This is a genomic window from Pseudomonas sp. YuFO20 (assembly GCF_035064975.1).
GTDB lineage: Bacteria > Pseudomonadota > Gammaproteobacteria > Pseudomonadales > Pseudomonadaceae > Aquipseudomonas > Aquipseudomonas putida_AE.
Window position 1 is genome coordinate 64,757 of sequence record NZ_JAXDEO010000025.1, and the last position, 16,186, is coordinate 80,942.

Genomic DNA, 16,186 nt, shown 5'->3' on the forward strand with positions numbered 1-16,186 from the left:
GCGAAAGCGCCAGTCGCTGCACCAGTGATTCCGAAGTGGAAAGTCAAAATGACAGGCTGTAAAGATTTCATGACGAAATCCCCGTATTAACCCCATGAAATCGCCTCTCACGTAATGCCGTAAAAAAATTCTTACGCTCAATTCGCTCAAGTCCTTCCCCCAGCGCTCTAGCCCGCTTGTTTCCCGCCCCCATGCGAGGTGTTATGCGCGCCATGCCTGTCGTGCAGGTGCATAACAAAAAGGAGGCGCAATGAACGCCGCAATCCGTTTCCAGCTCCCATCGCGGGTCGGTTTTTCCACCGTCCCGGTCCATGACCCGCAAAGGTCTGACCTCCTTTTTGCAGTCGCCCGATCCCATCGAGGCGGACACATGAAATCCCGGCTACCGACACGCTGATCCAGCGGGGTCTGGCAACAGGGGGTTACCGGTGTACAATGCGCCGCGTTTTACCTGTGACCTCCTGCGCAAATGCGCAAACCTCAAGGCTATCCGCCTTGTTCACTCCGCCGCGCCACAAGCGCGTCGGGTTCGATTTCGTCACAGATAAAAACAAACAGGTGACGCATGACCGTTGTAAATACGCTGAACTCCTGGTGCCTGCGCTGGGGTTTGATCGGCGCTGCTTAACGTCTGTCTTGAGCAGCAACGCCTTCTGAACATCATCAAACCTTGCGTGAGACCCTTTTCATGAGTGGACAAAACTCGCATTCAGGCGAGCTGAAACGCGGCCTGAAAAATCGCCACATTCAATTGATTGCCCTCGGTGGCGCGATTGGTACCGGTCTGTTCCTCGGCTCGGCCGGGGTACTGAAATCCGCCGGCCCGTCGATGATCCTCGGCTACGCCATCTGCGGTTTCATCGCCTTCATGATCATGCGCCAGCTGGGTGAAATGATCGTCGAAGACCCGGTGGCCGGCTCCTTCAGCCACTTCGCGCACAAGTACTGGGGCGGCTTTGCCGGTTTCCTGTCGGGCTGGAACTGCTGGATCCTGTACATTCTGGTCGGCATGTCGGAGCTGACGGCGGTCGGCAAATACATCCACTACTGGGCGCCGGACATCCCGACCTGGGCCTCCGCAGCGGCGTTCTTCGTGCTGATCAACGCGGTCAACCTGGCCAACGTCAAAGTCTTTGGCGAGGCCGAGTTCTGGTTCGCGATCATCAAGGTCGTGGCGATCGTCGGCATGATTGCCCTGGGCAGCTACCTGCTGGTCAGCGGCAACGGCGGCCCGCAAGCGGCGGTCAGCAACCTGTGGTCCCACGGCGGCTTCTTCCCGAATGGGATCAGCGGCCTGGTGATGGCCATGGCGTTCATCATGTTTTCCTTCGGTGGCCTGGAAATGCTCGGTTTCACCGCAGCTGAAGCCGACAAGCCGAAGACCGTGATCCCGAAAGCGATCAACCAGGTGATCTACCGGATCCTGATTTTCTACATCGGTGCGCTCGTGATCCTGCTGTCGCTGACCCCGTGGGACAGCTTGCTGGCCACCCTGAACGCCTCCGGTGATTCCTACAGCGGCAGCCCGTTCGTGCAAGTGTTCTCGATGCTGGGCAGCAACACCGCTGCGCACATCCTCAACTTCGTGGTCCTGACCGCGGCCTTGTCGGTGTACAACAGCGGCACCTACTGCAACAGCCGCATGCTGCTGGGCATGGCCGAGCAGGGCGATGCGCCGAGAGCATTGGCCAAGATCGACAAGCGCGGCGTGCCGGTGCGTTCGATCCTGGCCTCGGCCGCCGTGACCCTGATCGCGGTGCTGCTGAACTACCTGATCCCGCACAGCGCGCTGGAACTGCTGATGTCGCTGGTAGTGGCCACCCTGGTGATCAACTGGGCGATGATCAGCTACTCGCACTTCAAGTTCCGCCAGCACATGAACAAGACCAAACAGACGCCGCTGTTCAAGGCCTTCTGGTACCCATACGGCAACTACATCTGCCTGGCGTTCGTGTTGTTCATTCTCGGCGTGATGCTGTTGATTCCGGGGATCCAGACATCGGTGTACGCGATTCCGGTGTGGCTCGTGTTCATGTGGGTCTGCTACGGCATCAAGAACAAGCGCAGCGAACAGCGCGCCTTGCAGCCAGCGGTGGAATAACTGCACACAGTAAAAACAAACCCGGCCAAGTGCCGGGTTTTTTATGAGCGCTGCAAAAACCTGTGGGAGCGTGGCTTGCCCGCGATGAACGATAACGCGGTGCCCCTGATAAACCGTGGCGCCTGAATCGCGGGCAAGCCACGCTCCCACAAGGTCCGCATTCCTTCAATCTATTCGCGGTATCCTGAACACTCTCGAATACGGACGCTTTTCCATGCTGGTGATTTCCAACAACGTGCATCTGCCGGATGCCGAGATCGAATTGACGGCGATTCGCGCCCAGGGTGCGGGAGGGCAGAACGTCAACAAGGTCTCCAGCGCGGTGCACCTGCGCTTTGACATTCCGGCTTCGTCCTTGCCCGAGTTCTACAAGGAGCGGCTGTTGGCGCTGCGCGACAGTCGCATCACCAGCGAAGGCGTGTTGATCATCAAGGCCCAGCAATACCGGACCCAGGAGCAGAACCGCGCCGATGCGCTGGAGCGTCTGGTCGAGTTGATCCAGAGCGCCACCAAGGTCGAAAAGAAACGCCGGCCGACCAAGCCGACCCTCGGTTCCAAGACCCGTCGGCTCGAGTCCAAGAGCAAGCGCGGCAACATCAAGGCCGGGCGCGGCAAGGTCGACTTCTAGCGTGAATCCCGCGCCTGGCGTTGCTTCGGTGCCTGTCGGTACAGGTAAACGCTCAACGCCAGGCCGCTCAGGGCGGCGAGGGCGGCGAACAGGAAGATCGAGGCAAAGCCGAAGCCCGCCGCAACCGCACCAGCCAACGGCCCGGTGATCCCCAGCGACAAGTCGATGAACAGCGAATAGGCGCCAACCGCCGCCCCGCGGCTGGAGGCCGGCACCAGGTTGACCGCTTCGACACCCAGCGCCGGAAACACCAGCGAGAAACCGAAACCGCTCAAGGCCGCGCCCACCAACGCCCAATGCGCATCGGGTGCCAGCCACAGCAGCAACAGGCCCAGGGTTTCCACCGACAGGCAGGCAATCGCCACGCGAAAACCGCCGAGGCGATTGATCAGGTTGCCGAACAGCAGGCGTGCACCGATGAAACTCGCGCCGAACAGGCTCAGGCACAGCACGGCGTTGTCCCAGTGTTGGGTGGCGTAGTACAGGGTGATGAAGGTGGCAATGGTGCCAAAGCCGATCGAGCCCAGTGCGAGGCCGCAACCGTGGGGCAGGACCCGGCCAAGCACGTGGATGAATGGCAGTCGTTCACCGACCACAATGGGCGCGGCGGTTTTCGGCCAGGCCAGCAGCAGGCCAAGCAGCGCCAGCAGGACAATGCTCACGCCCATGCTCCACAAGCCCAGCTGCTTGACCAGCAACACGCCCAAGGGCGCACCCACGGCCAATGCGCCGTAACTGGCGATGCCGTTCCAGGAGATGACCTTGGCGGTGTTCGCCGCGCCGACCCGGCCGATGCCCCAACCAATGGAGCCTGAGCCCACCAGGCTTTCGGCGCTGCCGAGCACCAGGCGGCCGATCAGCAGGCTGATCAGGCTGAGCATCGGCAGGCTTTGGGTCCAGGCCGAGATCAGCATGAACACGCCGCTCAGGCCGCAGCCAGCCAGGCCATACATCACCGCCAGCTTGCTGCCCTTGTTGTCGATGATTTTCCCGGCGTAGGGACGGCTGAGCAGGGTGGCGAGGTACTGCACGCTGATCACCAGCCCAGCGATCACCGCACCAAAACCCAGGTCGCTATGGACATAGCCCGGCAGTACCGCCAAGGGAATGCCGATATTGAGGTAGCCGATGAAGGTAAACAGGACGATGGAAACGACTTGCAGCGTGACCGCCAGGGGGCGCTGGTTTTCAGACATGGGTAAAGGTCCACGGGAAAGCAGGATAGATAGGCTGCTTATGATAGCGGCGCGAGCGGCCGCGGGTCGTGGAAAAAGTAAAACTATTTGCCGGGCGGGATCAATCAGGCTTGGCAGGTGCGACCAGTTGCGTGGTGACCAGGGCGGCCAGTGCGTTTTCTTCGCTGCCGAAGCGGGCGAGCAAAGCGGCCTGTTTCTCGGGGGAGAGGCGATTCCAGATTTCGATCATTTTCTCGGCGGTGCCGATCAGGAGGCTGGCCTGGGTTTCGTCGAATTCGTCGGTCATGGGCGGGGTCACTGTTCAGGCGGTGTGGAAAGCGCATGTTAGCGCTTTCCACACAGTCTGTACGGCGGGTGTTTCAGTCTTCGCTGTCTGCCTGGCGGCGGTCAGTGGCTTCTTTCGGCTCGGGCTGTTGGGCACCGGCTTGTTGCGTGGTCGTCTGCTCAGGTACGTGCAGGCTTGGGAAGGGGAGATTAGGAATCTCGTGCATGGTCGCGCTCCTCGCTAAGTCTGTTGATAGATCTGGTAGATCCGCGCTTTCAAAAAAGCCTGGGCAGGATACAGGAGTAGAAATGACAAACAGACTTTTATATCCATTTGTTTCGACGAATGGGGTTGTATATACAGGGAAATAAGAGGAGCAATGCAAAACTAATGTGGGAGCGGGCTTGCTCGCGAAAGCGGTAGATCAGTCAATATGGATGTCGACTGACATTCCGCATTCGCGAGCAAGCCCGCTCCCACAGGGATTTGCAGTGTTTGGAAGTTATTTGCAGACTTTGGCGATTGCTTCGGCCAGCAAATCCAGGCGCGTAGCATCAATGCCGGCAACGTTCGCCCGACCCGAACTGACCATGTACACGCTATGGTTATCCCGCAGCGCTTTCACTTGCTCAGGCGACAACCCGGTGTAGGAAAACATCCCGCGCTGCACACCAATGTGCGCAAAGCGCTCACGCAAACCGTAAGCCTCCAGCGCTTCGAGCAAACCGCTGCGCAGTTGCGCAATACGCAAGCGCATGGTTTCCACTTCGTCGGCCCAGAGGTTTTTCAGTTCCGGGTCGCCGAGGATGGTCGCCACCACGGCAGCGCCGTGATCCGGCGGCGTCGACCACAGGTTACGGGCGATGTGGGCCAGTTGGCTGCGGATGTCGGTCAGCTTGTCGGCGGATTTCGCACAGACAATCAGCGCGCCGGTGCGGTCGCGGTACAGGCCGAAGTTCTTCGAGCAGGAGCTGGTGATCAAGACTTCCGGCAACTCGGCGGCGAACAGCCGAGTCGACCAGGCGTCCTGCTCCAGGCCGTCACCGAAGCCCTGGTAGGCGAAATCGATCAGCGGCAGCAACTCGCGCCGGCGCACTACGTCGAGCACCCGGCGCCAGTCGTCATGGGACAGATCGAAGCCGGTCGGGTTGTGGCAGCAGGCGTGCAGCAGCACCACGTCGCCCTTGGGGGCTTGCTCGAGCGCGGCGAGCATGGCGTCGACGTCGAGACGGTTGTCACTGCCCACGTAAGGGTAATGGCTGACCTTGACCTTGGCCGCGGCGAAAATGGTTTCGTGGATCGGCCAGGTCGGATTGCTCAGCCAGACGCCACGGCCCGGCAGGCACTGGGCGATGAAGTCAGCGCTCAAGCGCAACGCACCAGTGCCGCCCGGGGTCTGGGTGGCGCCGGCGCGTTGTTCGCTGAGCAGCGTCGAGTCGGCGCCGAGCACCAACTCACTGATGACCTTGCCGAAAGCCGCGTCGCCGTGACCGCCGATGTAGGTCTTGGTGGTCTGGCGATCCACCAGGCGCGCTTCGGCCAGCTTCACCGCCTGGGGAATGGTGGTCAGGCCCTGGGCGTCTTTGTAGACACCCACGCCGAGGTCGAATTTGCGCGGGTTGGGGTCCTGCGCATACGCCTCCATCAGACCGAGGATCGGGTCGCCGGGCACCCGGCCGATGGCGTCGAAATGCATTATTTGCGGCCCTCGGCGTCCTTGGCAACGATGTCCGTGCGCGCGGCCATGATGAAGTCGTTGCGGTGCAGGCCCTTGATCGAGTGGCTCCACCAGGTCACGGTGACTTTGCCCCACTCGGTCAGCAGGCCAGGGTGATGACCTTCGGCCTCGGAGATTTCACCGACGGCGTTGGTGAACGCCAGGGCGTGCTTGAAGTTCTTGAACAGGAAAACCTTTTCCAGCTGCATGATGCTGTCGCGAACTTCGATGTTCCAGTCCGGGATCTGCTTGATCAGGACTGGCAGTTCTTCATCGCTGACCTGTGGGGCGTCGGCGCGGCAGGCTTCGCAGTGGGCTTGGTTCAATGTGGACATGATGGATTCCTGAAATCGGGATAAAGGGAAATCGACCGTCAATAACACCACGCTAAAGCAAAGCGTCGGTTCCTGACAGACTCACTTGATCGAAAAAGCGGCGGTTCAGGCCGCTTTGGGTTTCGGTGGAAATTTCGGAGCATGCAGACCCATCTGCATCGCTTGCTGGACCATGCCCATGATGTCTTCGTGGGCCAGGTCGAACAGGCGCTTGAGGTTCGGCAGAACGAAATACAGCGGTTGCAGGATGTCGATGCGGTAAGGCGTGCGCATGCATTCCAGCGGATCGAATGCCTGATGCTCAGGCTCGTCCGACAGGCAATACACGGTTTCTTTCGGTGAAGACAGGATGCCGCCGCCGTAAATGCGCTGGCCTTGCGGGGTGTCGACCAGGCCGAACTCGATGGTCATCCAGTACAGGCGCGCCAGGTACACGCGCTCTTCCTTGGATGCCTTGAGGCCGAGTTTGCCGTAGGTGTGGGTGAATTCAGCGAACCAGGGGTTGGTCAGCAGCGGGCAGTGGCCGAAAATCTCGTGGAAAATGTCCGGCTCTTGCAGGTAATCCAGCTCTTCGCGGGTACGAATGAAGGTGGCCACCGGAAACTGCTTGCTGGCGAGCAATTCAAAAAAGGTCTGGAAGGGGATCAGCGCCGGCACGCGGGCAACTTGCCAGCCGGTGGTTTCACCGAGGACCTTGTTGATCTCGCCCAGTTGCGGAATGCGGTCGTGGGGCAGACCGAGTTTTTCGATGCCGTCCAGGTATTCCTGGCACGCACGCCCTTCGATCACTTTCAGTTGGCGAGTGATCAGCGTGTTCCACACCGCGTGTTCTTCGGCGGTGTAGTCGATAAAACCATGCGCATCGGGCTCGCGAGCCACGTATTGCGTCTGCTTCATGCTGCTCTCCTGCTAGGGGATTCGTTCTTGTTATGTGCTGCTATGGACCTAGGAATACCCCATCAATTGCAGCGCTGCAGCAGGTGAGCGGCGTCCTGCGCGGGAAAATCCCTGGATTATCGTAAAGTTTTCGTTACGTATTGGCCGTCATCGCGTAAATGTTGAGATTGGCGGGTGGGAAAAGCCCTACATCTGTCACATAATCTTGACGACTATCTGAGCGCTCCCGCAGAAAAATACGCCTGAAGGCGCTGCAGCATCTCTTGTGGGAGTGGGCTTGCTCGCGAAAGCGGTCTGCCTGATACATCACTGTTGGATATGCAGACGTTTTCGCGAGCAAGCCCGCTCCCACAGTTTGCGCGCTAGGCATGCACCTCAATCACCGCTTTTTTCAGGCCTATTTATGCGTATCAAAGTCCACTGCCAGAACCGCATCGGCATCCTGCGCGACATTCTCAACCTGTTGGTCGAGTACGGCATCAACGTTGCTCGGGGCGAGGTCGGTGGCGAGCATGGCAATGCCATCTACCTGCACTGTCCGAACCTGATCAACATTCAGTTCCAGGCATTGCGTCCGAAATTCGAGGCGATTGCCGGGGTTTTTGGCGTCAAGCGTGTAGGGCTCATGCCCAGTGAGCGTCGGCACATGGAGCTCAATGCGTTGCTCGGCGCCCTGGAGTTTCCGGTGCTGTCGATCGACATGGGCGGCTCCATCGTCGCGGCCAATCGCGCGGCGGCGCAGTTGCTGGGTGTGCGGGTAGATGAGGTGCCGGGGATTCCCCTGTCGCGTTATGCCGAGGATTTCGATTTGCCGGAGCTGGTGCGCGCCAACAAATCGCGGATCAACGGGCTGCGGGTCAAGGTCAAGGGCGATGTGTTCCTGGCCGACATCGCGCCCCTGCAATCGGAGCATGACGACAGCGAAGCCATGGCCGGAGCGGTGCTGACCCTGCATCGCGCCGACCGGGTGGGCGAGCGCATCTATAACGTACGCAAGCAGGAGTTGCGCGGCTTCGACAGCATCTTTCAAAGCTCGAAGGTGATGGCGGCGGTGGTGCGCGAAGCCCGGCGCATGGCCCCGCTCGATGCGCCACTATTGATAGAAGGCGAGACAGGCACCGGTAAAGAGTTGTTGGCGCGGGCCTGTCATCTGGCCAGCCCGCGCGGGCAATCGCCGCTGATGGCGCTCAATTGCGCCGGGCTGCCGGAATCCATGGCCGAGACCGAGTTGTTCGGCTATGGCCCTGGCGCCTTCGAGGGCGCCCGGGCCGAGGGTAAGCTCGGGCTGTTGGAGCTGACGGCGGGCGGTACGCTGTTTCTCGATGGTGTCGGGGAAATGAGCCCGCGCCTGCAGGTGAAATTGCTGCGCTTCCTGCAGGATGGTTGCTTCCGTCGCGTAGGCAGCGATGAAGAGGTGTACCTCGATGTGCGGGTGATCTGCGCGACCCAGGTCGACCTGTCCGAACTCTGTGCCCGGGGGGAGTTTCGCCAGGACCTGTATCACCGATTGAACGTGCTGTCGTTGCACATCCCGCCGCTGCGCGAATGCCTGGACGGCTTGACGCCGCTGGTGGAGCACTTCCTCGATCAGGCCAGCCGGCAGATCGGTTGCCCGCTGCCCAAGCTCGCGCCAGCAGCCATGGACCGGCTCAGTCATTACCATTGGCCGGGCAACGTGCGGCAGTTGGAAAACGTGCTGTTCCAGGCGGTTTCCCTGTGCGACGGCGGGACGGTCAAGGCCGAGCATATTCGTCTGCCGGACTACGGTGTGCGTCAGCCACTTGGCGATTTTTCGTTGGAAGGCGGGCTGGACGAGATTGTCGGGCGCTTTGAGAAGGCGGTGTTGGAGCGATTGTATTCCGAGCACCCGAGCAGTCGGCAGCTGGGCAAGCGGTTGGGGGTTTCGCATACCACCATTGCCAACAAGTTGCGTGATTATGAGGTGGGCAAGACTGAGTCTTAGCTGACTTTTGTTGTGATTGTGCCGGCCTCTTCGCGAGCAAGCCCGCTCCCACAGGTTTTGTGAACGCCACAGATCACTGTGGGAGCGGGCTTGCTCGCGAAGGGGCCAGCATTGCTGGTAACCAGGTCATGCGTTGCCACTTACCGGCATATCACCGCCGGTTTTTCGTCTCTGATACAAACCCTCCAGACCTGCGAAATCTCTCAAGTCCTTTGTTTGCCGGGCCTCGCGCCGCCAAAACCAACTTGGTCTGCAAATTGCTTATGCCACCTCAGAACAGCATCGGGCGGCAAACGTCCGGCAGGCAGAGGAAAGCGTGTGGACAAGTACCTTTATGTGGCAATGACCGGCGCCAGCCAGAATGCGCTGGCGCAAAAGGCCCATGCCAACAACCTGGCGAACATCTCTACCAGCGGCTTCCAGAAAGACCTGGAGCAGGCCCGCTCGATGCCGGTGTTCGGTGACAGCTTTCCGGCGCGTGCGTTTGCCCTGTCCGAACGCCCGGCCACCGACTTTTCCCCGGGCTCGCTGGTACAGACCGGTCGCGACCTCGATGTCGCCGTGCAAGGCAACGGCTGGCTGGCGGTGCAGAACCCCGATGGCGGCGAAAGCTACGTGCGTACCGGCAGCCTGGTGGTGGATGCGCTGGGTGTGCTGCGCGCGGGCAACGGCATGCCGGTGATCGGCAATGGCGGACCGATCGCCGTGCCGCCCGAGCAGCAGATCGAAGTGGGCGAGGACGGCACCATCAGCATTCGCGCGATGGGCGAAGGCCCGCGCGTCATGGCCGAAGTCGACCGCATCAAGCTGGTCAACCCGGACATCAAGAACATGACCAAGGGCCTGGACGGTTCGATTCACACCAAGGACGGCCAGCCTGCGCAAGCCGATGCCAACGTCAAGCTGGTCTCCGGTTTCCTCGAGTCGAGCAACGTCAATGCAGTGGACGAGATGACTCAGGTACTGGCCCTGTCGAAGCAGTTCGAGCTGCACATCAAGATGATGAACACCGCCAAAGAAGACGACCAGGCCATGGCTCGGGTCTTGCAGATCAGCTAATTACCAGAACGTCGCGCCGTAAAACAGGCGCACGAGGAGAATCGAATGCTTCCGGCTCTATGGGTTGCCAAAACCGGTCTGTCCGCCCAGGACACCAACCTGACCACCATTTCCAACAACCTGGCGAACGTCTCGACCACGGGTTTCAAACGTGACCGCGCCGAGTTCCAGGACCTGCTGTACCAGATCAAGCGTCAGCCAGGCGCTCAGTCGACCCAGGACAGCGAACTGCCGTCGGGCCTGCAACTGGGTACCGGTGTGCGCATCGTCGGCACCCAGAAAAACTTCAACGCCGGCAGCCTGCAAACCACCGAGCAGCCTTTGGACATGGCCATCGACGGTCGCGGCTTCTTCCAGATCCTGCAGCCGGACGGCACCACGTCCTACACCCGTGACGGTACTTTCCACCTGGACTCCAACGGCCAGATCGTCAACGCCAGCGGCTTTGCCCTGGAGCCGGCGATCGTCATTCCGAACGACGCCCAGACCTTCACCGTGGGCAAGGACGGCACCGTGTCCATCACCGTCGCCGGCAACCCGGCCTCCCAGGTGATCGGCAACCTGCAGACCGCCGACTTCATCAACCCGGCCGGCCTGCAGGCCGTGGGCAACAACCTGTTCCTGGAAACTGCCGCCAGTGGCGCGCCGCAAGTCGGCACCCCGGGCCTTGCCGGTTTCGGTACCACGCTGCAGAACACCCTGGAAACCTCCAACGTCAGCACCGTTGAAGAGATGGTCAACATGATCACCACTCAGCGCGCCTACGAGATGAACTCCAAGGTGATCTCCACCGCCGACCAGATGCTCTCGTTCGTAACGCAGAATCTGTAATCAAGTCTTTGGGGCGGCCAAGAGGTCGCCGGCAACACCGTGAGGTAGGGTCATGAAACGCTTTGTATCTGTTCTGGCACTGAGTGGGGTCACTGTGCTCGCGGGCTGTGTGCCCATGTCGCCCAAGCCCAATGATCCCTACTATGCACCGGTGTTGCCGCGCACGCCGTTGCCGGCTGCCGCCAACAACGGCTCGATCTACCAGGCCGGCTTCGAGCAGAACCTGTACAGCGACCGCAAGGCGTTCCGGGTCGGTGACATCATCACCATCACCCTGAACGAGAAGACCCAGGCCAGCAAAAACGCCAACTCGCAGATTGGCAAGAACAGCAAGGCCAGCATCGGCCTGAGCTCTCTGTTCGGTTCCACGCCCAGCACCAACAATCCGTTTGGCAGTGGTGACCTGAGCCTGGACGCCAGCTACGAAGGCGACCGCGCGACCAAGGGTGACAGCAAGGCCGCCCAGGGCAACACCCTGACCGGTTCGATCACCGTGACCGTCGCCGACGTATTGCCCAACGGCATCATCGCCGTACGCGGCGAGAAGTGGATGACCCTCAACACCGGCGACGAACTGGTGCGTATTGCCGGCCTGGTCCGGGCCGACGATATCTCCACCGATAACACCGTGTCATCGACCCGCGTCGCGGATGCGCGCATCACCTACTCGGGCACCGGTTCGTTTGCCGATGCGAGTCAGCCAGGCTGGTTCGACCGTTTCTTCCTCAGCCCGCTGTTCCCTTTCTAGGTGGCGACATTGAATTTCAAACACCTGATGGTGGCTGCGTTCCTGATGTCCGCAGCGTTCGGTGCTCAAGCCGAGCGCCTGAAGGACATCGCCAGCATTTCCGGCGTGCGCTCCAACCAATTGATCGGCTACGGCCTGGTGGTCGGGCTCAATGGCACCGGCGACCAGACGACGCAGACCCCGTTCACCCTGCAGACCTTCAACAACATGCTCTCGCAGTTCGGCATCAAGGTGCCGCCGGGCTCGGGCAACGTGCAATTGAAGAACGTCGCGGCGGTGTCGATCAGTGCCGACTTACCGGCGTTCGCCAAGCCGGGGCAGCAGGTCGACATCACCGTGTCGTCCATCGGTAACTCCAAAAGCTTGCGCGGCGGCACCTTGCTGCTGACGCCGCTCAAGGGTATCGACGGCAACGTTTATGCGGTGGCCCAGGGCAACCTGGTGGTCGGCGGTTTTGATGCCGAGGGTCGCGATGGCTCGAAGATCACGGTCAACGTTCCATCGGCCGGGCGCATCCCCGGCGGTGCTTCGGTCGAGCGAGCGGTGCCGAGCGGATTCAACCAGGGCAACAGCCTGACCCTGAACCTCAACCGCTCCGACTTCACCACGGCCAAGCGCGTCGTCGACAAGATTAACGACATGCTTGGCCCAGGCGTGGCCCAGGCCATCGACGGCGGCTCGGTGCGCGTTACGGCGCCGCTCGACCCGAGCCAGCGTGTCGACTATCTGTCGATCCTGGAAAACCTTGAAATCGATCCAGGCCAGGCGGTGGCCAAAGTCATCATCAACTCGCGCACCGGCACCATCGTGATCGGCCAGAACGTCAAGGTTTCCCCGGCCGCCGTCACCCACGGCAGCCTGACCGTGACCATTACCGAAGACCCGATCGTCAGCCAGCCCGGCCCTCTGTCCAATGGCCAGACCGCGGTCGTGCCGCGCTCGCGGGTCAATGCCGAGCAGGAAGCCAAGCCGATGTTCAAGTTCGGCCCAGGCACCACCCTCGACGAAATCGTCCGGGCGGTGAACCAGGTCGGCGCGGCACCGGGTGACCTGATGGCGATCCTTGAAGCACTGAAACAGGCTGGCGCCTTGCAAGCCGACCTGATCGTGATCTGAGGACGGCGACCATGGACATGAACAAGAGCGGTCGGGTCAGCAGCAGCGATTCCGGTGCGTTTTCCGACCTGAACCGGCTGAACCAGCTCAAGGTCGGCGACAAGAACAGCGACGCCAACATGCGCAAGGTGGCGCAGGAATTCGAGTCGCTGTTCCTCGGCGAGATGCTCAAGTCCATGCGCTCGGCCACCGAGTCGCTGGGCAAGGACAACCCGATGAACACCGCCGAGGCCAAGCAGTACCAGGAAATGTACGACCAGCAACTGGCGGTTTCGATGTCCCGCGAAGGCGGCGGTATCGGCCTGGCGGACGTGCTGATGCGGCAGATGTCGAAGAACAAGCCGCTGGCGCCGGGTGAAGCGGCGACACTGTCGGCGGCCAAGCAGGAAGCGGCGAAAGCGGCCGCGCAGACACCAGTGGCCGCTGGCACTGTGGCGATCAACGGGCCACTGTCCCGGGTCAATGGCGAGCGCCCATTGTGGGCCTCGCGTTCGCTCAGTGCGCCGACAGGCGAGGGCGCCCATCGCAATGACATGGCGCTGATCAATCAGCGCCGCCTGGCCCTGCCGCCCAAACTGGCCGACCGCTTGCTCGCCGGCCTGGTGCCTTCCGCCACGCCGACGAGTGCCACCGCAGTCAACAAAGCGGCATTGCCCGAGCGCGTCGCGAGCAGCGGTTCCGGCCCCTTGTACAACGGCGACTGGCTGGCGAACGCGCAAATGGCGTCGAGCGGGTCCCTGCAGATCCACGGGCGCGCCATCGCGCAAATCCCCCTGGCACCGGCGAAAAAAGCCTTCAGCTCCGCCGACGAATTCGTCAACACCATGCTGCCGATGGCCAAGGAAGCGGCCGATCGCATTGGTGTCGACCCACGTTACCTGGTGGCCCAGGCCGCCCTGGAAACCGGTTGGGGCAAATCGGTCATGCGGGCCCAGGACGGCAGCAGCAGCCACAACCTGTTCGGCATCAAGGCCGGCAGCAGTTGGCAGGGTGATTCGGCGCGGGCGATCACCAGCGAATTCAGGAATGGCGAGATGGTCAAGGAGACGGCCGAGTTCCGTTCCTACGACTCCTACAAGGACAGCTTCCATGACCTTGTAACGCTGCTGCAAACCAACAATCGCTATCAAGATGTCGTGAAGTCGGCCGATAACCCGGAACAGTTTGTGCGCGAGCTACAAAAGGCCGGTTACGCAACCGACCCGGCTTACGCCAGCAAGATTTCGCAGATAGCCAGGCAGATGACGAGTTATCAGAACTACGCTGCGGCGGGCGTTTCAACCACGCCTTTATAGACATAAGGGTCTGAACCATGAGTTTGCTCAACATCGGAATGTCGGGTCTATCCGCTAGCCACGCCTCATTGGTGACTACCGGTAACAACATTTCCAACGTCGATACCGTCGGGTACTCGCGCCAACAAACTGTGCAGGGCACCAAAGGCTCGATTCAGTACGGCAATGTGTTCATCGGCACCGGTACCACGCTGGCCGACGTGCGTCGGGTGTACAACAGCTACCTCGACGCGCAGTTGCAGACCTCGACGTCGCTCAACAGTGATGCGCAGGCTTACCTGGGGCAGGCCACCCAGGTCGACAAGCTGCTGTCCGACAGCGGCACCGGTGTGACCAAATCCTTGCAGGCTTTTTTCTCGTCCTTGCAAACGCTCGCCGGCAACTCCAACGACAATGCCGCGCGCCAAGCGTTGCTGACCAACGCCCAAGGCTTGAGCAGCCGCTTCAATGCCATCTCCGGGCAATTGAAGCAGCAAGGCAGCTACATCAACGATCAGTTGGGCTCGATGGCCGACCAGGTCAACAAGCTGGCGTCGACCGTTGCCGCGTACAACAAGAAAATCAGTGAAGTCAGTGGCTCGGGTGGCACGCCCAACGAATTGCTGGACCAGCGTAACGAAACCATCCGCCAGCTCAATGAGCTGGTGGGCACCCAGGTCACTGAGACCGAAGGGCGCATGGATATCTACCTGGGCAGCGGCCAGCCTTTGGTGGTGGGCGACACCGTCAACAAACTGCGAGTGGCCGCCGACCCGGCCGACCCGACCCGTTCCTCGATCATCATGGATCGCAACGGTTCGTCGATCGACATCACCAACGTGATGAGCGGCGGCGAGATGGGCGGGCTGTTGCGTTATCGCAATGAGGTATTGACCCCGGCGGTCAATGGCCTGGGGCGTATCGCCATGGTCGTCGCCGATCAGGTCAACAAGCAGTTGGGGCAGGGGCTGGACCAGAGCGGTAACTTCGGCGCAGCGTTGTTCAATGACATCAACAGTGCCGCGGCCATCAGTCAGCGCAGCATTGCCAATGCCAAGAACAATCCGGCGTCGGGTAACCTGAACGTCACCATCAAGGACACCGGCAAGCTGGCGGCCAGCGATTACCAGGTGACCTTCACCAGCGCCACCGGCTACAGCGTGCGGCGCCTGTCGGACAATACCGACATGGGCAGTTTCGACTTGGGCACGACGCCGCCACCGGTCATCGATGGCTTCAGCCTGAGCCTCAACGCCGGTGCGGTAAACAGCGGCGACAGCTTCAAGATTACCCCGACCCGCAGTTCCGCCGCGGACATGGCCACCGTCATGACCGACGCCAAGCGCCTGGCCACGTCTGCACCGCTGACGTCCACCAAGGCCCAGGGCAATAACGGTACGGGGGATGCCAGCCAGCCGACCCTGAAGACCAACCTGGACATCTACGATTCGGCCCAGCGCCTGGAAGTGCAGAGCGCGGTCAAGGCGTCGATGCCGGTCCGGATGCTGATGACCAGCGCCAGTGCCTATGAGGTGTTCGATGCCAAGGGGGTCAGTATCGGCACCGGCAACATCGTGCCCGGCCAGAACAACGACCTGAACATTTCGGTGCCGTACACCGATGCCAGCGGCGCGGCCAAGACCTTCAGTGTCGGCATGACCGTCAGCGGCAGTCCCAAGGCGGGCGACAGCTTCAATATTGCGATGACCGCCGCAGACAGCACCGACAACCGCAACGCACAGGCGTTGCTGGCCCTGCAGACCAAGGCCACGGTCGGCGCGACTGCGACCAGTCCCGGTGTGAGTTTTACCGAGGCCTATGGCGGCCTGGTATCGACCGTTGGCTCCTTGACCAAGCAGGGTCAACTCGATGCCACGGCGACCGACACCATCGTCACCGGGGCGCGCAATGCGCGTGACTCGCTGTCGGGCGTCGACCTCGATGAAGAGGCCGGCAACCTGACCAAGTACCAGCAGTACTACACGGCCTCTTCGCAGATCATCAAGACTGCGCAGGAAATTTTCAGCACCCTGATCAATGCCCTTTAAGGAACCGT

15 protein-coding genes are annotated in these 16,186 nt (G+C 61.1%); 9 read left to right on the forward strand and 6 right to left on the reverse strand.

Annotated elements, in window-relative coordinates; translation table 11 throughout:
• The first annotated feature begins 688 nt into the window (after window positions 1-688).
• On the forward strand, window positions 689-2,101 hold the full coding sequence (locus tag SOP85_RS15965; protein WP_323627461.1) for an amino acid permease: 1,413 nt from the start codon (window positions 689-691) through the stop codon (window positions 2,099-2,101).
• Window positions 2,102-2,315: 214 nt separating this feature from the next.
• Window positions 2,316-2,729, forward strand: coding sequence for an alternative ribosome rescue aminoacyl-tRNA hydrolase ArfB (gene arfB, locus SOP85_RS15970; RefSeq protein ID WP_008055510.1), 414 nt, complete (start codon window positions 2,316-2,318; stop codon window positions 2,727-2,729).
• Here arfB and SOP85_RS15975 read toward each other — a convergent pair.
• The 6 genes from SOP85_RS15975 to phhA form a co-directional block, all read right to left on the reverse strand.
• Window positions 2,726-3,925: an MFS transporter gene (locus tag SOP85_RS15975; RefSeq protein ID WP_323627462.1), complete on the reverse strand. Its 1,200-nt coding sequence runs from the start codon at window positions 3,923-3,925 to the stop codon at window positions 2,726-2,728. The genes arfB and SOP85_RS15975 overlap by 4 nt on opposite strands.
• 100 nt (window positions 3,926-4,025) lie before the next feature.
• The gene (locus SOP85_RS15980; protein ID WP_274074829.1) at window positions 4,026-4,211 is read right to left on the reverse strand and encodes a hypothetical protein; all 186 of its coding nucleotides are present in this window, start codon (window positions 4,209-4,211) and stop codon (window positions 4,026-4,028) included.
• Between the two features lie 73 nt (window positions 4,212-4,284).
• Complete coding sequence (locus tag SOP85_RS15985; RefSeq protein ID WP_015096286.1) at window positions 4,285-4,416, reverse strand: hypothetical protein; 132 nt, start codon at window positions 4,414-4,416, stop codon at window positions 4,285-4,287.
• A 276-nt stretch (window positions 4,417-4,692) separates the two neighbouring features.
• A complete protein-coding gene (locus tag SOP85_RS15990; protein WP_406592588.1) occupies window positions 4,693-5,886 on the reverse strand; it encodes an amino acid aminotransferase in 1,194 nt (397 codons plus the stop codon).
• Window positions 5,886-6,242, reverse strand: a complete 357-nt coding sequence (locus tag SOP85_RS15995) for a 4a-hydroxytetrahydrobiopterin dehydratase (RefSeq protein ID WP_274074830.1) — start codon at window positions 6,240-6,242, stop codon at window positions 5,886-5,888. Before SOP85_RS15995 ends, SOP85_RS15990 begins: the two co-directional genes overlap by 1 nt.
• Before the next feature lie 105 nt (window positions 6,243-6,347).
• Complete coding sequence (gene phhA / locus SOP85_RS16000; RefSeq protein WP_274074831.1) at window positions 6,348-7,139, reverse strand: phenylalanine 4-monooxygenase; 792 nt, start codon at window positions 7,137-7,139, stop codon at window positions 6,348-6,350.
• Window positions 7,140-7,542: 403 nt separating this feature from the next.
• On the opposite strand from phhA, the gene SOP85_RS16005 reads away from it, so the two are divergent.
• From SOP85_RS16005 to flgK, 7 genes are all read left to right on the forward strand, one after another.
• The gene (locus tag SOP85_RS16005; RefSeq protein ID WP_020796934.1) at window positions 7,543-9,102 is read left to right on the forward strand and encodes a sigma-54-dependent phenylalanine hydroxylase transcriptional regulator PhhR; all 1,560 of its coding nucleotides are present in this window, start codon (window positions 7,543-7,545) and stop codon (window positions 9,100-9,102) included.
• 318 nt (window positions 9,103-9,420) lie between these two features.
• Window positions 9,421-10,161, forward strand: a complete 741-nt coding sequence (locus SOP85_RS16010) for a flagellar basal body rod protein FlgF (RefSeq protein ID WP_274074833.1) — start codon at window positions 9,421-9,423, stop codon at window positions 10,159-10,161.
• A 45-nt stretch (window positions 10,162-10,206) separates the two neighbouring features.
• A complete protein-coding gene (gene flgG, locus SOP85_RS16015) occupies window positions 10,207-10,992 on the forward strand; it encodes a flagellar basal-body rod protein FlgG (RefSeq protein WP_008055493.1) in 786 nt (261 codons plus the stop codon).
• A gap of 52 nt (window positions 10,993-11,044) precedes the next feature.
• A complete protein-coding gene (gene flgH, locus SOP85_RS16020) occupies window positions 11,045-11,740 on the forward strand; it encodes a flagellar basal body L-ring protein FlgH (protein ID WP_274074834.1) in 696 nt (231 codons plus the stop codon).
• Window positions 11,741-11,767: 27 nt separating this feature from the next.
• On the forward strand, window positions 11,768-12,856 hold the full coding sequence (locus tag SOP85_RS16025) for a flagellar basal body P-ring protein FlgI (RefSeq protein WP_274074987.1): 1,089 nt from the start codon (window positions 11,768-11,770) through the stop codon (window positions 12,854-12,856).
• Window positions 12,857-12,867: 11 nt separating this feature from the next.
• Window positions 12,868-14,151 (forward strand): flagellar assembly peptidoglycan hydrolase FlgJ, encoded by a 1,284-nt coding sequence (flgJ, locus tag SOP85_RS16030; protein ID WP_323608652.1) that lies wholly within the window; start codon window positions 12,868-12,870, stop codon window positions 14,149-14,151.
• A gap of 17 nt (window positions 14,152-14,168) precedes the next feature.
• Window positions 14,169-16,178: a flagellar hook-associated protein FlgK gene (flgK, locus tag SOP85_RS16035; protein ID WP_274074836.1), complete on the forward strand. Its 2,010-nt coding sequence runs from the start codon at window positions 14,169-14,171 to the stop codon at window positions 16,176-16,178.
• The last annotated feature ends 8 nt before the right edge of the window (window positions 16,179-16,186 follow it).

Excerpts from the sequence above, each read along its gene's own strand:
- flgK (WP_274074836.1), top strand. The coding sequence starts at position 14,169 with ATGAGTTTGCTCAACATCGGAATGTCGGGTCTATCCGCTAGCCACGCC.
- SOP85_RS16025 (WP_274074987.1), top strand. The coding sequence starts at position 11,768 with ATGGTGGCTGCGTTCCTGATGTCCGCAGCGTTCGGTGCTCAAGCCGAG.
- SOP85_RS15980 (WP_274074829.1), bottom strand. The coding sequence starts at position 4,211 with ATGACCGACGAATTCGACGAAACCCAGGCCAGCCTCCTGATCGGCACC.
- SOP85_RS15990 (WP_406592588.1), bottom strand. The coding sequence starts at position 5,886 with ATGCATTTCGACGCCATCGGCCGGGTGCCCGGCGACCCGATCCTCGGT.
- SOP85_RS15965 (WP_323627461.1), top strand. The coding sequence starts at position 689 with ATGAGTGGACAAAACTCGCATTCAGGCGAGCTGAAACGCGGCCTGAAA.
- SOP85_RS16005 (WP_020796934.1), top strand. The coding sequence starts at position 7,543 with ATGCGTATCAAAGTCCACTGCCAGAACCGCATCGGCATCCTGCGCGAC.
- SOP85_RS15995 (WP_274074830.1), bottom strand. The coding sequence starts at position 6,242 with ATGTCCACATTGAACCAAGCCCACTGCGAAGCCTGCCGCGCCGACGCC.
- SOP85_RS15985 (WP_015096286.1), bottom strand. The coding sequence starts at position 4,416 with ATGCACGAGATTCCTAATCTCCCCTTCCCAAGCCTGCACGTACCTGAG.
- flgG (WP_008055493.1), top strand. The coding sequence starts at position 10,207 with ATGCTTCCGGCTCTATGGGTTGCCAAAACCGGTCTGTCCGCCCAGGAC.
- phhA (WP_274074831.1), bottom strand. The coding sequence starts at position 7,139 with ATGAAGCAGACGCAATACGTGGCTCGCGAGCCCGATGCGCATGGTTTT.
- flgH (WP_274074834.1), top strand. The coding sequence starts at position 11,045 with ATGAAACGCTTTGTATCTGTTCTGGCACTGAGTGGGGTCACTGTGCTC.
- arfB (WP_008055510.1), top strand. The coding sequence starts at position 2,316 with ATGCTGGTGATTTCCAACAACGTGCATCTGCCGGATGCCGAGATCGAA.
- flgJ (WP_323608652.1), top strand. The coding sequence starts at position 12,868 with ATGGACATGAACAAGAGCGGTCGGGTCAGCAGCAGCGATTCCGGTGCG.
- SOP85_RS15975 (WP_323627462.1), bottom strand. The coding sequence starts at position 3,925 with ATGTCTGAAAACCAGCGCCCCCTGGCGGTCACGCTGCAAGTCGTTTCC.